Annotated in this window: 13 protein-coding genes; 5 read left to right on the top strand and 8 right to left on the bottom strand. The window is 65.5% G+C overall.

Annotated elements, in window-relative coordinates:
- Positions 1–124: 124 nt before the first annotated feature.
- A complete protein-coding gene (locus LB526_RS18375) occupies positions 125–1495 on the top strand; it encodes a cytochrome P450 (protein ID WP_224629004.1) in 1371 nt (456 codons plus the stop codon).
- Between the two features lie 9 nt (positions 1496–1504).
- Here the strand turns inward: LB526_RS18375 and LB526_RS18370 are convergent, their stop codons facing one another.
- The 6 genes from LB526_RS18370 to LB526_RS18345 form a co-directional block, all read right to left on the bottom strand.
- The gene (locus LB526_RS18370) at positions 1505–2488 is read right to left on the bottom strand and encodes a complex I NDUFA9 subunit family protein (protein WP_224629002.1); all 984 of its coding nucleotides are present in this window, start codon (positions 2486–2488) and stop codon (positions 1505–1507) included.
- A gap of 378 nt (positions 2489–2866) precedes the next feature.
- Complete coding sequence (locus tag LB526_RS18365) at positions 2867–3868, bottom strand: Ldh family oxidoreductase (protein ID WP_224629001.1); 1002 nt, start codon at positions 3866–3868, stop codon at positions 2867–2869.
- An 87-nt stretch (positions 3869–3955) separates the two neighbouring features.
- Entirely contained in the window at positions 3956–4765 is an 810-nt protein-coding gene (locus LB526_RS18360; protein ID WP_224628999.1) for an ABC transporter permease, read from the bottom strand.
- Positions 4765–5430 (bottom strand): ABC transporter permease, encoded by a 666-nt coding sequence (locus LB526_RS18355; RefSeq protein WP_224545402.1) that lies wholly within the window; start codon positions 5428–5430, stop codon positions 4765–4767. Before LB526_RS18355 ends, LB526_RS18360 begins: the two co-directional genes overlap by 1 nt.
- Positions 5431–5623: 193 nt before the next feature.
- A complete protein-coding gene (locus LB526_RS18350) occupies positions 5624–6421 on the bottom strand; it encodes a transporter substrate-binding domain-containing protein (protein WP_140546720.1) in 798 nt (265 codons plus the stop codon).
- 57 nt (positions 6422–6478) lie between these two features.
- A complete protein-coding gene (locus LB526_RS18345; protein ID WP_318013277.1) occupies positions 6479–7294 on the bottom strand; it encodes an ABC transporter ATP-binding protein in 816 nt (271 codons plus the stop codon).
- Between the two features lie 211 nt (positions 7295–7505).
- Here LB526_RS18345 and LB526_RS18340 point away from each other — a divergent pair, with 211 nt between their 5' ends.
- The 4 genes from LB526_RS18340 (at position 7506) to LB526_RS18325 (ending at position 11499) form a co-directional block, all read left to right on the top strand.
- Positions 7506–8378 carry a dimethylarginine dimethylaminohydrolase family protein gene (locus LB526_RS18340; RefSeq protein ID WP_224628997.1) on the top strand — a complete coding sequence of 291 codons (873 nt, stop codon included), beginning with the start codon at positions 7506–7508 and terminating at the stop codon, positions 8376–8378.
- Positions 8348–9016, top strand: coding sequence for a TetR family transcriptional regulator C-terminal domain-containing protein (locus LB526_RS18335; protein ID WP_224628991.1), 669 nt, complete (start codon positions 8348–8350; stop codon positions 9014–9016). Before LB526_RS18340 ends, LB526_RS18335 begins: the two co-directional genes overlap by 31 nt.
- Positions 9013–10593 (top strand): 5-guanidino-2-oxopentanoate decarboxylase, encoded by a 1581-nt coding sequence (locus LB526_RS18330; RefSeq protein ID WP_224628990.1) that lies wholly within the window; start codon positions 9013–9015, stop codon positions 10591–10593. The genes LB526_RS18335 and LB526_RS18330 overlap by 4 nt, the downstream gene beginning before the upstream one ends.
- Positions 10594–10791: 198 nt before the next feature.
- Positions 10792–11499 carry an SDR family NAD(P)-dependent oxidoreductase gene (locus LB526_RS18325; protein ID WP_095769360.1) on the top strand — a complete coding sequence of 236 codons (708 nt, stop codon included), beginning with the start codon at positions 10792–10794 and terminating at the stop codon, positions 11497–11499.
- 120 nt (positions 11500–11619) lie between these two features.
- On the opposite strand, the gene rpsA is transcribed toward LB526_RS18325, so the two are convergent.
- Together rpsA and cmk are read right to left on the bottom strand one after the other, a co-directional pair.
- Complete coding sequence (gene rpsA / locus LB526_RS18320; RefSeq protein ID WP_095769359.1) at positions 11620–13317, bottom strand: 30S ribosomal protein S1; 1698 nt, start codon at positions 13315–13317, stop codon at positions 11620–11622.
- Between the two features lie 194 nt (positions 13318–13511).
- Positions 13512–14162 (bottom strand): (d)CMP kinase, encoded by a 651-nt coding sequence (gene cmk, locus LB526_RS18315; protein WP_224628989.1) that lies wholly within the window; start codon positions 14160–14162, stop codon positions 13512–13514.
- Positions 14163–14256 lie beyond the last annotated feature (94 nt).

Raw genomic sequence — 14256 nt, 5'->3', positions numbered from 1 at the left:
CCAGCCGACGGACCGGCAAGCTGGCTGGACGCGAGCCACATTTGGTGACGGTCGCGGACCTGCTCGGCCAGATGGACGCCCGCTTCGTCGGACACTACATTCGGCTGTCAGCGGAGCATGCTTCATGGACACCAAGCCCGCCCCTTTCGTGCCGCCGGCGCCGACGCCGCGCACAACGCCGCCTTCGACGCTGGAGATGATGCGCATCGTCTACCGCAATCCGCTCGAGCTGTGGGGCGAGCATACCTACAACGAGCCCTGGATCTCGGTCACCGGCATCGGCGGCCCTCTGGTCATCGCCAACGATCCCGGCCTCATCCGCCATGTGCTGATCGATAACGCCAGGAATTACAAGATGGCGACTGTGCGCCAGCTGATCCTGCGGCCGATCCTGCGCGACGGGCTGCTCACCGCCGAAGGCGAGGTGTGGAGGCGCTCGCGCAAGGCGATGGCGCCGGTGTTCACACCGCGCCACATCTTCGGCTTCGCCGGGCCGATGCTGAAGCGCACGCTGGATTTCGTCACCCGCTACGAGGCCGGCGGCATGACCGATGTCGCGCATGACATGACGCTGCTCACCTACGACATCCTCGCCGAAACGCTGTTTTCCGGCGAGATCGCCGGCGAGCCCGGCAGCTTCGCCAAGGAGATCGACCGCCTGTTCGAGACCATGGGCCGTGTCGACCCGCTTGACCTTCTGCGCGCGCCGGAATGGCTGCCGCGGCTAACCCGCATCCGCGGCCGCAAGACCATGGCCTATTTCCGCAATATCGTGGCCAACACAGTGAAGATGCGCGAGGAGCGGCTGAAGCGCGATCCCGACGGCGTGCCGCAGGATTTTCTCACGCTTCTGCTGCGCGCCGAGGGGCCGGACGGGCTGACCCGCGCCGAAGTCGAGGACAACATCATCACCTTCATCGGCGCCGGCCATGAGACGACCGCTCGGGCGCTGGGCTGGACGATCTATTGCCTCGCCGGGGCGCCCTGGGAACGCGACAAGATCGAGCAGGAGATCGACGCCGTGCTGGCGCGCGAACCCGATCCGACCAGGTGGCTGGATGCCATGCCGCTCACCCGCGCCGCTTTCGAGGAGGCGCTCAGGCTCTATCCGCCTGCGCCCTCGATCAACCGCGAGCCGATCGAACCGGAGACCTGGAACGGCTTATACATTCCGAAATACGCCGCCGTGCTGGTGATGCCCTGGGTGGTGCATCGCCACCGCAAGCTCTGGGACAGGCCGAACGCCTTCATGCCGGAGCGTTTCCATCCCGAAAACCGCGACAGGATCGACCGCTTCCAGTACCTGCCCTTCGGCGCCGGGCCGCGCGTCTGCATCGGTGCAAGCTTCGCCATGCAGGAAGCGATCATCGCTCTGGCGATCCTGTTGTCGCGCTTCCGCTTCGACGCGACATCGCAGACCCGACCTTGGCCGGTGCAGAAACTCACCACGCAGCCGCAGGGCGGCCTGCCGATGCAGGTCTCCCGCCGGGCTTGAAGCGGCTGGTTACCGATCGGCGATCGGCCGGCGCTGCTGGAACTGGCCGGCGGCGCGGAAGCGCCAGAGATAGCTGGGCAGGATGGTGGCGATCGCCTGCGGCTGGATGCCGAGGCCGGCAAGCGTCCTGGCGGCCTTGGCGGCTTCGTCCGAGACGACATTGTGCTCGCGCAGCTGCAGCACCTGGTCCTTGGTCAGGAGCGGATTGGGTAACAGCTGCAGGATCGACGCCTGGATGTTCGCCACCCACCACGGTACCGGCACCAGCAACCGCCGGCGGTCGATGACCGCGAGCAGCTCTTCCATGCATTCCTTGAAGGTCAGCACCTGCGGGCCGCCGAGCTCGTAGATCTGGCCGCCCTTGACCTTGCCGTCGACCGAGCGCGCGATCGCTTCTGCGACGTCTCCGACATAGACCGGCTGCAGCTTATTCTGCCCGCCGCCGATCAGCGGCAGGACGGGCGACAGGCGCGCCATGCCGGCGAAGCGGTTGAAGAAGCGGTCCTCCGGTCCGAAATTGATCGACGGGCGGAATATGACGGCATCCTGAATCGTCTCGAATACGGCCTTTTCGCCCAGCGCCTTGGTGCGGGCGTAGTTGGACGGCGAATTAAGATCGGCGCCGAGCGCCGAGATCTGCGTGAGGCCGGCGCCGACCGAGCGTGCGGCCTCGGCGACGGCGCGCGCGCCGAAATCGTGCACGGCGCCGAATTTCTGGCGGCCGGTCTCATGCAGGATGGCGACCAGGTTGACGACATGGTCCGCGCCTTGCACGGCGCGGTCGACCGACCAGCGCACGCGCACATTGGCCTGCACGGGCTGAATCTGGCCGACATTGCCGAGCGGCTGCACATGGCCGGCAAGGTCGGGCCGCCGGCAGGCGACCCGGATGCGGTAGCCGCGCTTGGCCAGCGCTCGCACGACGTGGCGACCGACGAAGCCCGAGCCGCCGAAGACGACGACGAGCTTGGGGGTCTGCAGGATTTCGGTCATGAGTGGCTCCGCGCGCAAATGCTTGGCTGAAGCCGTTTCTTAATCCGTTTCTCGCCAAAGGCAAAGAGCGACCGGAAGTCGCCGTCGGCTTGTTTTTGAACTTGCCCGGAATGCCTGCCCCGCCGCATTTGGGAGAACAGAAAACCCCGCCGAAGCGGGGTTTTCCGGGCAGTGTCCACACCGAAGCAGAGTCCAACGAGACGGCCTGACCTGAGACGGCATCAAGGTGGCGTGAAGCAAGCACGCCCGCCCCGCCCTGAACGCCCGGCGTGGCGCCGCCAGCCGCGAGCCGGACGAAGCCAATCGGGCGGCTCGCGGCGTGGGGTGCCGGATATGGGTCGTGTCACGTCGAAAAAAGTTCAATCGCGGAGGGAAAAATCAGGCCGAATAACGCTCGGCGAATTCCGAAATGCGCTGCACCACTGCCCTGGACGTGGTGATGCCGCGCGCCTTTGCCTTCTCGGCGGCGTCAGCGCGCGAGCGGCCGGGGATATGCACGCCATAGCGCCGCCGCAACCGCTCGAGCTGGTCCTTCATGCGCCGCTCGAAATTCGGGTCGAGCAGCTTTGGCTCGATGGCCAGAACGAAAAGGCCGGTGCCGGGGCTCTCCGCCCCATCGGTGAACCAGGGCGCGTCGAGCGACCAGTTGGCGCCGGAAATGCCCGCGGCCAGCACCTCGACCATTAAAGCGATGTTGGCGCCGCGCTGGCCGCCAAAGGCAAGCATGGCGCCCTTCATCGCCGCCGCCGGATCGGTGGTCGGGTTGCCGCTGGCATCCAGCGCCCAGCCTTCGGGGATCTTCTTGCCGTCCTCGGCCGCCTTGCGGATGTTGACGAAGGCGGTCGCGCTCGACGACTGGTCGATGATCAGCGGCGGCCCGTCGGCGGCGGGCGACGCAAAGGACATCGGATTGGTGCAATAGACCGGCTTGACCGAGCCCGAGCCGGCAAGCACCGCCGGCCCGTTGGTGGCAGCGAAGGACACCAGCCCCTGTTCGGCCAGCCGCCCAGTGAAATAGCCGAGCGCCCCGCATGTATAGGCGTTCTTCTGCGAGAAGATCGAGACCCCGAACAGTTTTGCCGCCTTGACCAGGTCGTCGATTGTGCGGTCGAAGCCGATATGGGCAAGTCCGCCGCGCGCATCCGAAAGATAGACGGCGAGCGCCGGCCGCGTGATCGCCGGATCGGCGTTGCCGTCGATGCGGCCGGCTTCGAGCGCTTCCAGATAGTCGATGAAATGCGACAGCCCCACCGTCGACAGGCCTTCGGCCTCCGCGGCGATGATCGAGGCTGTCAGCGACTGCGCCGCCTCCTCATTGGCGCCGGCGCCAAGCGCCGCCATCCGGCATAGGCCTGTTGCCTGGGCGAGGGTGAGTTGCATCAGTGTTGCCCTGCAGCGAGTAGCGAATAGGGAATAGCGAGTAGGGGGAAATAAAGAAACTACTCGCTATTCGCTACTCTCTATTCGCTATCCGATCTTGACCGGAATCCGTGCCTCGATCCGGCTGAAGACGAAGACCAGGATACCGGTGATCGTCATATAGATCAGCGCCAGCAGCAGCAAAGGCTCGTAGGTCAGGTAGGTGTCCTGGCGCACCTTGGAGGAGACGGCGAAGATATCGATGACGCTGATCGTCGCCACCAGCGGGGTCGATTTCAACTGCAGCACGGTCTCGCCGGTCAGCGTCGGCAGCGCACGGTAGAAGGCCTGCGGCAGCCAGATGCGCCGGAAGATTTTCCAGCGGCTCATGCCGAACGCACGGGCGGCCTCCAACTGTCCGCGCGGCACGCCGGCGAATGCGCCGCGCATCACTTCACCCTCGTAGCCGGCGAAGGAGAAGGTCAGCGCCACCACGCCATACGGCCAGGCCTGCCTGAGATACGGCCAAAGCCACGATTCGCGGATCCATGGATATTGCGGAAAGATCGAGCCGAGGCCGTAATAGAGCAGCCAGAGCTGCAGGAGCAGCGGCGTTCCCCGGATGATGGTGCAGAAGGCCTTTGCCGGCGCCGAGAACCAGATCGGTCCGCCGGCCTGGGCGAGCCCGAGCGGCACGGCCAGCGCAAAGCCCAGCGCGCAGGTCACGGCGAGAATCCAAAGCGTCCGCCAGATGCCTATCAGGCCCATTTCCCAATATTGCGGCAGCCAGTCCCAGCGCATGAAGACGGCGGCGCACAGAACCAGCGCCAGCCCGATCAGGATCAGCACGATGCGGTGCGGCTTGAGCCAGATCGAGGCGCGCGCCGCCAAGTGGATCGCGGAGGCTTCGGCGGACATCAGCGCGCCTCCCTGACGGAGGGCATGCCGCGCCGCGACCAGGCCTCGACGCGGCCGATGATCAGGTTGGAGAACAGCGAGAGCGCGAGATAGAGCGCGCCGGCCGCAAGGTAGAAAAGCAGGTAGGCCTTGGTCACGCCGGCCGCCTGGCGCGTCGCCAGCGTCAGTTCGAAGAAGCCGACGACGGCAAGCAGCGCGGTGTCCTTGGTGGCGATGAGCCACAGATTCGCCAGGCCGGGGATGGCGAAGGGCAGCATGGCCGGCACAGTGATGCGTCGCAGCATCAGGCCCGGCGACATGCCGTAGGCGCGGGCGGCCTCGATCTGGCCTTGCGGGATGGCGAGGATGGCTCCGCGGATGACTTCGGTCGAATAGGCGCCCTGGACGAAACCCAGCACGAAAATGCCGGCCGCGAGCCCGCTGATGTCGACACGGCTGTAGCCGATCGCAGTCAGCACCTGGTTGATGAGGTCGGTGCCGGCGTAATAAAGCAGCAGGATCAGCACCAGTTCCGGCACGGCGCGCACGACAGTCGTGTAGACCGCGAGCAGATCGCGCGTCACCGGGCCGCCATAGAGCTTGCCGAACGCGCCCGCGGTGCCGATCATGAGGCCGAGGCACGTCGCGCCTATAGCGATCTCGATCGAATGCAGCAGGCCGACCAGCAGCGTGCCGCCCCAGCCGGGCGCCACGGGCGACAGGAGTTCGATGATGCCGGCCGCGGAGGCCGGAAGAAAGGCGTCGATCAGCTTCGTCCCCGGATTGCTGGCGAGCCGCCGACGGTCAGGTAAGCGGCGGGCACGCGTGGCAAGATCGGGCATGGCGCGGACGCCATGCCCTCACTCATTTCGAGAGGGCTCAGTTCGACTGCGTGGCGCCGCCATAGATGTCGAAGTCGAAATATTTCTTCGAGATCTCGTCGTACTTGCCGTTGGCGCGGATCGCCTTGATGCCGGCGTTGAACTTTTCCTTGAGCGCGGTGTCTTCCTTGCGGATACCGGCGCCGACACCCGGGCCAAGCACTTCGTCGTCGGGCGCCACCATGCCCTTCAGGTCGCAGCAGGCCTTGCCCTGGTCCGACTTCAGGAATTCGCCGAGCGCGATCGAGTCGGCCTGCACCGCGTCGATGCGGCCAGCGGCCAGATCCTGGTTGGCTTCATCTTGGGTCTGGTATTCCTTGATTTCCTGGGCGCCGGTGAAGTGCTTCTTCGCGTACACGGCATGCACGGTCGAGACCTGGACGCCGATCACCTTGCCCTTGAGATCGTCCGGCGTGGCGCCGAACTTCTGGTCCTTCGGCCCGATGATCGCGGTCGGGGTGTTGTAGTACTTGTCCGAGAAGTCGATCGTCTTCTTGCGCTCGTCGGTGATCGACATGGAAGAGACGATGGCGTCGATCTTCTTGGTCGTCAGAGCCGGGATGATGCCGTCCCAGGCCACCGGCGTGATCACGCAGTCAAGTTTCTCTTCGGCGCAGACGGCGTCGACGAAGTCGATCTCCCAGCCCACCCATTTGCCGCTGGCGTCGGGCGAGGTGAAGGGCGGGTAGGGTTCGGCGGCGACGCCGATCTTGACCTGCTCGGCCTTGGCCACTCCGCCCATCGCCGCGACGCCGAGAAGCAGCGCGGCGGCAAATGTCTTGAGAACAGTCTTCATGTCAGGACTCCCAGTTTGTTGTTGTTCCCGGTTTTTCGCTCCGCTTGATGCCGGCACCTAGCCGACATTGCGAAGGAATTGCTTGAGCCTTTCGGATTTGGGCGCGCCGAACAGCTGTTCCGGCGGACCTTCTTCCTCGACCAACCCGTTGTAGAGATAGACGACATGCGTCGAGACCTCGCGGGCGAACTTCATTTCGTGCGTCACCAGCACCATGGTACGCCCCTCGCGCGCCAGGTCGCCGATGACCTTCAACACCTCGCCGACCAGCTCGGGATCGAGCGCTGAAGTCGGTTCGTCGAACAACATGACGCGCGGATTGATCGCCAGCGCGCGGGCGATCGCGGCCCGCTGCTGCTGGCCGCCGGACAGGAAAGCCGGATAGACGTCGCGCTTTTCCGCCAGCCCGACGCGGGCGAGCAGCTTCTCGGCCTGGGCGATCGCTTCGCCGCGCTTGACGCCGAGCACATGCACCGGGACCTCGATGACATTCTCGATCAGCGTCATGTGGCTCCACAGGTTGAAATTCTGGAAAACCATGCCGAGCCTCGAGCGAATGCGCTCGATCTGCCTGCGGTCGGCCGGAACGGTGTGTCCGTGGCTGTCGGCCTTGAGCTTGATCTCCTCGCCATTGACCCGGATGATGCCGCTTGTGGGGTTCTCCAGGCAGTTGATGCAGCGTAAGAGCGTCGACTTGCCGGAACCGGAGCCGCCGATGATGGCGACCACCTCGCCGTCGCGCGCCGACAGCGAAACCCCCTTCAGCACGTGCAACTGGCCGAACTTCTTGTGCAGGTTTTCGACATGGATGGCTTCGGCGGCGCCGTTCTGCGCCTCACCGGATTGGACTGCGGCAGCTGCTGCAGCGCTCACCGGGTGACCTCTATCTGGCCGACTGCAGGTCGTCGAACGTCTATCCGGCTAATCAACATACGCTGCACTGACCCGCTCCAGACTTCAGCATGGACCCGACAGCGCGAGCCCGTCAATCCCGCTCATTACGGCACTTGCGGCCTTGTTGCGCAAGTGTATAAATAGCCTTTCATGAAATTTTCACGATTTTTTTCATCTTAAAAGGGCATCGATGAGCGCTTTCGGGTCACAGTCCATGGCGGCGCCGCTGCGGCGCGTGCTGATGCGGTCGGCGGCCAACGCCATGCGCGACGCCGACAGGGCGGCCTGGCACTATGGCCCGGGATTCAACCCGGCGAAAGCAGCCGTGCAGCATGCGGCCCTTGCCGACATGGTGGCGGCTTCCGGCGCCGAGATCGAATGGATCGAGGACACGGCCGACGGCCTTTCGGATTCGGTGTTCACGCATGACCCGTCGCTGATGACCGACCGCGGCGCGCTGATCCTGTCCATGGGCAAGCCACTGCGCGCCCGGGAGCCCTCGCTGCATGAGGAAACCTATAAGAGACTGGGCATTCCCGTCCTCGGTCGTGTCGAGGCGCCTGGTCAGGTCGAAGGCGGCGACTGCGTATGGGTGGATGCCCGCACGCTGGCGATCGGGCGTGGTGTGCGCTCCAACCAGGAAGGGATCCAGCAGGTTTCCAACCTGCTGACGCCGCTGGGCATTTCCGTCTACGGCTTCGATCTGCCGCTGTGGCAGGGCGAAGAGGCGTGCCTGCATCTGATGTCGGTGATCAGCCCGCTGGCCGACGACCTGGCCCTGGTCCATTCGCCGCTTCTGCCGGCGGCGTTCTATCAGATGCTGAAGGCGCGCGGCATCCGGCTGGTCGAAGGCGACGCCGAAGAGTTCGCCGCTTCCAACGGCCTCAGCCTGAACGTGCTGCCAACCAGCCCGCACAAGGTCATCGCCGTTGCGGGTTTTCCCAAGACCAAGGCCGCGATGGAAGCTGCCGGCTGCACGGTCGAGACGTTCGAGGCGGATGCGCTCTGCATCGCCTGCGAAGGCGGGCCGACATGCCTGACGCGGCCGATCCTGCGCCAATGAATGCGCGCCGCAAGTTCCGCCGCGAGGGCGAGGAGCGGCGGCGGCAGGATCTGATCGATGCGACGCTGGACAGCGTGGCGGAATATGGCCTTCAGGGCGCCACCTTGCGCACCATCGCCTTGCGCGCCGGCGTCACCGCCGGGCTGATCCGGCACTATTTTCCCGGCAAGGAAGAATTGCTGCAGGAAGCCTATACGGCGCTGGTCGGCCGCATGACCGAGCAGGCGAAGGCGGCATTGGTCATGGAAGACCCCTCGCCTCGCCAACGCCTCGCGGCTTTCGTCACCGCCAACCTCAACGCGCCGATCGTCGACCGGCGGGTGTTTTCGCTCTGGGCAACCTTCCTTGGCCGCGCCAATGCCGATCCGGCGCTCGCCCATGCCCATCGCGAAGGCTATCTCGGCTTTCGCGACGAGGTGGAAGCAGTCGTTGCTGAGGTGCTCGCCGCCGAGCGACGCAAGCCGGACGCAGGCGAGCTGCGCCGCCATGCCATCGCGATCAACGCGATCATCGACGGGCTTTGGATCGAAGGCTGCCTGGCAGCAGAGATGTTCTCGCCTGGCGAATTGGCGGCGATTGGCGTCAAAGCCATAGAGGCCGAGCTCGGCTTGGCGCCGGAAAAGGGAGGAAACCAATGACCACCATCGGCGAGGCGCTGATCAAATTGCTCGAGGCGCATGGCGTCGACACCGTCTTCGGCATTCCGGGCGTGCATACGGTTGAACTCTATCGCGGCCTGGCGGGCTCGAAGATCCGCCATGTCACGCCGCGCCACGAACAGGGCGCCGGCTTCATGGCCGACGGTTATGCGCGCGCCGGCGGCCGTCCCGGCGTCGCCTTCGTCATCACCGGGCCGGGCCTCACCAACACCATCACCGCCATGGGACAGGCGCGCGCCGATTCGGTGCCGATGCTGGTCATCTCCGGCGTCAACGCCACCGACACGCTGGGAAAGGGGCTTGGATTCCTGCACGAGCTGCCCGACCAGCGCGGCATGATGGAGAAGGTGGCGCTGTTTTCCGAGCGCATCACCGAGGCCGGGCAGTTGCCCGGCGCGCTCGCCCGCGCCTTCGCCGTTTTCTCCTCCTCACGCCCGGGGCCGGTGCATATCGAGATCCCCACCGACGTCATGGTCAAGCCCGCCGATGGTGTTGCGGCCGTCCTTAGCAATGCCGCGCCGCCCGCTCCGGAGTTGGCGGCGATCGCCGAGGCGGCACGGCTTTGCAGGGCCGCACGTCGTCCGCTGATCCTTTCAGGCGGCGGCGCCAAGAAAGCCGATGCGGCGCTGCGGCGTCTGGCCGAGATGCTCGGCGCCCCCGTGGTCGAGACCGCCAATGCGCGTGGCCTGCTGCACGGCCATCCGCTGTGCGTGCCGGCGAGCCCCAGCCTCAAGGCCGTGCGCGCGTTGATGGCGGATGCCGATCTGGTGATTGCCGCCGGCACCGAATTCGGCCCGACCGATTATGACGGTTATGGCGACGGCGGCTTCGTGCTGCCGCCGAACCTGATCCGCATCGATATCGGCGCCGACCAGATCGCGCGCCGGCCGGTGACGGTTGGCATCCACGCGGATTGCGCGGAAGCGATCGAGGCGCTGCTTGCAGCGATCGGATCTGGCCATGCCGCGGCAAGCGATGGCGAGGCTCGCTCGGCCGCCGCGCGCGAGGCTGCTCGGGCCGAGCTGAGGCCCGAATATCTGGCGCAGGTGCGCGCCGTGGAGGCAATCCGCGACGCGCTGCCGGGCGCCATCATCGTCGGCGATTCGACCCAGCCGATCTATGCCGCCAACCTCTATTACGACCACGACCGTCCCGGCGGCTGGTTCAACGCCGCGACCGGCTTCGGCGCGCTGGGCTACGGTCCGCCGGCGGCGATCGGGGCGGCCCTTGCCGTGCCCGAGGCGCCGGTGGTGTGCCTCACCGGTGACGGCGGATTCCAGTTCACCTTGCCGGAGATCGGCGCCGCGCTCGACGCCGAAGCGCCGGTAATCTTCGTCGTCTGGAACAATCGCGGCTATCGCGAGATCGAAACCTCGATGCTCGATGTCGGCGTCGAGCCGGTCGGCGTGTCGCCGGCACCGCCCGATTTCTGCAAGCTCGCCGAGGCCTATGGCATCGAGGCCGAGCGGCTGGCCGGGGCCGGCGGCCTTGCCTTGGCGCTGAAGCGCGCGCGGGCGGCCGGCAAGCCGCGCGTCATCGAAATCACCGTCGACTGAAAGATCGGTGCATCTGCCGGTTGACCCCTTTCGGCGCCGGCAAATCGATGCCGCCCGCCAAGGTCCGACGCATGCAAAGACGCTGCGCCAGCCATGTCGATATTTCAATTGAGTGACAGCGCGAAAGGCGCGACGTTCGAGCCTGGGGCGGCATAACCCAAGATATAATCATAAAAAAATGACAGGAGCGGTCTAGGTATGACGGAAACGCTGAATGGCAGGCATGTCGTGGTGACGGGCGGCACTGGGGCGCTCGGCGGCGCGGTTGTCGGCAGACTGCTGGAGCAAGGCGCGATCTGCCACGTGCCAAATGCCCACGCGGCGGCCCCGCCGCATTTTCCTTACGCAGCCCATGCCAGCGTGCATTTGGCGCATAATGTCGACCTGTCGGATTCGGCCAAGGTCGAGGCCTTCTACCATCAGGTTCCCGAGCTCTGGGCCTCGATCCACCTTGCCGGCGGCTTCACCATGGCGCCGGTCGAAAAGATCGAGTCGGCCTCCTTCGCCGAGATGATGGACACCAATGCCCGCACGGCTTTCCTGTGCAGCCGCGCCGCGGTGCGCTCGATGCTGGACTCCAACACGGCCGGCCGCATCGTCAACGTCACCGCGCGCGCCGGACTCGATCCGAGGCGCGGCTCCGGCATGGTCGCCTATGCCGCAAGCAAGGCGGCGGTCGCGGCGATGACGGTGGCCATGGCCGAGGAGCTGAAGGGCAAGGGCATCCTCGTCAATGCCGTGGCACCCTCGACGCTCGACACGCCCGCCAACCGCGCCGACATGCCCGATGCCGATTTCGCCAAATGGGTCAGCCTGGAGGCCGCGGCGGAAGCGATCGCCTACCTCGCCTCGCCCGCCAACCTGGCGATGAGCGGCACGCTGGTTCCGCTTTACGGACGCGCCTGACCGCACGGAAATCCAGACAATAGAAAAACCCCGCCGGATCGCTCCGGCGGGGTTTTTGCTGTTCGCCAAAGGGCTTACGCAATTCCGACGGAAAGCCGCAAACGGCTTTCCCGGAAGGCTTTAGTTGCCCTGCTTCTTCAGCGCGGCGCCCAGAATGTCGCCCAGCGAAGCGCCGGAGTCGGTCGAGCCGTACTGAGCGACCGCTTCCTTCTCCTCGGCGATTTCCAGCGCCTTGATCGAGACCTGCAGCTTGCGGGTCTTCTTGTCGAAGGCGATGACGCGGGCATCGACCTTCTGGCCGACGGTGAAGCGCTCGGGCCGCTGCTCGTCGCGGTCGCGCGAAAGGTCCGAACGCTTGATGAAGGTCTCGATGCCGCTGTCGACCAGCCGCACGTCCAGACCGCCATCCTTCACGCCGATGACCTCGCAGGTGACGACGGCGTTCTTGCGCAACTCGCCGCTGCTGGCCGCTTCGCCGACCGTGTCGCGGGCCAGCTGCTTGATGCCGAGCGAGATGCGCTCCTTCTCGATGTCGACGTCGAGCACCTGCGCCTTGACCATGTCGCCGCGATTGTACTCTTCGATGACCTGCTCGCCCGGACGGGTCCAGTCGAGGTCGGAGAGATGCACCATGCCGTCCACGTCGCCTTCCAGGCCAATGAACAGGCCGAACTCGGTCTTGTTCTTGACCTCGCCCTCGACCTGGCTGCCGACCGGATGGCTCGAGGCGAAAGCCTGCCACGGGTTTTCCAGCGTCTGCTTGAGGCCGAGCGAGATGCGGCGCTTGGCCGGATCGACCTCGAGCACCACCACGTCGACTTCCTGCGTCGTCGACAGGATCTTGCCGGGATGCACGTTCTTCTTCGTCCACGACATTTCCGAAACGTGGATGAGGCCCTCGATGCCCGGCTCCAGCTCGACGAACGCGCCGTAGTCGGTGATGTTGGTGACGGTGCCCTTGATCTTCTTGCCGATCGGGAACTTGGTGCCGATATCCGACCACGGATCCGACTCGAGCTGCTTCATGCCGAGCGAGATGCGGTGGGTTTCCTGGTTGATGCGGATGATCTGCACCTTGACCGTCTGGCCGATGTTGAGGATCTCGGTCGGATGGTTGACGCGGCGCCAGGCCATGTCGGTGACATGCAGCAGGCCGTCGATGCCGCCGAGGTCGACGAACGCACCATAGTCGGTGATGTTCTTGACCACGCCTTCGACCACCTGGCCTTCCTCGAGGTTCTGCACGATTTCCGAGCGCTGTTCGGCGCGGCTCTCTTCGAGCACGGTGCGGCGCGACACCACTATGTTGCCGCGGCGGCGATCCATCTTGAGGATCTCGAAGGGCTGCGGGTTATGCATCAGCGGGGTGACATCGCGGATCGGCCGGATATCGACCTGGCTGCGCGGCAGGAACGCCACGGCGCCGTCGAGGTCGACGGTGAAGCCGCCCTTGACCTGGTTGAAGATGACGCCTTCGACGCGCTCACCCTTGGTGAACTTCTCTTCGAGACGCACCCAGCTCTCCTCGCGGCGAGCCTTCTCGCGCGACAGCATGGCTTCGCCAAGCGCGTTTTCGATGCGCTCGACATAGACCTCGACGGTGTCGCCGACCTTGAGGGAGGATTCCTTGCCCTTGGCGCCGAATTCCTTCAGCGGCACGCGGCCTTCGACCTTGAGGCCGACATCGATGATGGCCATGTCCTTTTCGATCGCGGTGATCGTGCCCCGGACAACCTGGCCCTCGCCGGAATGGCCGGCGGTGAATGATTCTTCGAGCATGCTCGCGAAATCGTCGCGAGACGGATTAGCTACTGACATTGTTTCTCCTGGAATACCCCGGTCTTCAAGCGGGGCGGGCGCCGTGGGTTAGCGTTGCGTGAGCCTGCCGGCGTTCCGGGCTGAAAGCCCTTGGCCGCTGTTCAGGCGGCAAGTCCGGCGCATGAAGAATGCTGGCAGGCTGGTTCGTGCCCGATATGGGTATTTTCGCCGCCAACGGCAATCGAAAAACCTGATCAGGCCTTGTTTCTCTTGGCAAGGACGTCGTCAACGATCGCCATCGCCGCCAGAAACGCGGCTTCTATAGCCATTTCGCTGGTATCAAGCAAGTGCGCGTCTGCCGCCGGCTTCAGCGGCGAGTCGGCGCGGCCCATGTCGCGCTCGTCGCGGCGCTCGATATCGGCAAGGATGGTGGCGAAATCGGCGCTGCCGCCCATGCTCTCGATCTCGGCCAGCCGACGCCTTGCGCGCACTTCGGCGCTTGCCGTGACATAGAGCTTGATGTCGGCATCGGGGCACACCACCGTGCCGATGTCGCGGCCGTCGAGCACAGCACCCGGCGGCGCCTTGGCGAAGGCCCGCTGCTTCTCCACCAGGATGCGCCGCACGGTCGGAATGACCGCGACCTTGGAGGCCGCCTCGCCCACCGCATGCGCGGCGAGCACGGTGCGGTCGAGGTTCGACAGGTCGACCTGCCGCGCCGCGGTTTCTGCAGCCGAGACATTGTCGAGCGGCAGACCGAGTTCGAGCAGCTTGAGGGCAACCGCGCGATAGGTGAGGCCGGTATCTAGCAGGTTCAGGCGGTAGTGGTCGGAAAGCCGGCGGGCGAGCGTGCCTTTGCCCGCGCCTGCGGGGCCGTCGATGGCGATGGTGAAGGGAGTGCTCATGGATGGAGCGTCGCGGTTGGAGGGGGCGACAAATACAATAACCGCCGCGATCCTTCGCGCCCCCCTCTGTCCTGCCGGACATCTCCCCCACTTG

Source organism: Mesorhizobium sp. CA6 (assembly GCF_020165035.1).
Lineage (GTDB): Bacteria > Pseudomonadota > Alphaproteobacteria > Rhizobiales > Rhizobiaceae > Mesorhizobium.
This window is presented reverse-complemented; position numbering and strand designations above follow the sequence as displayed.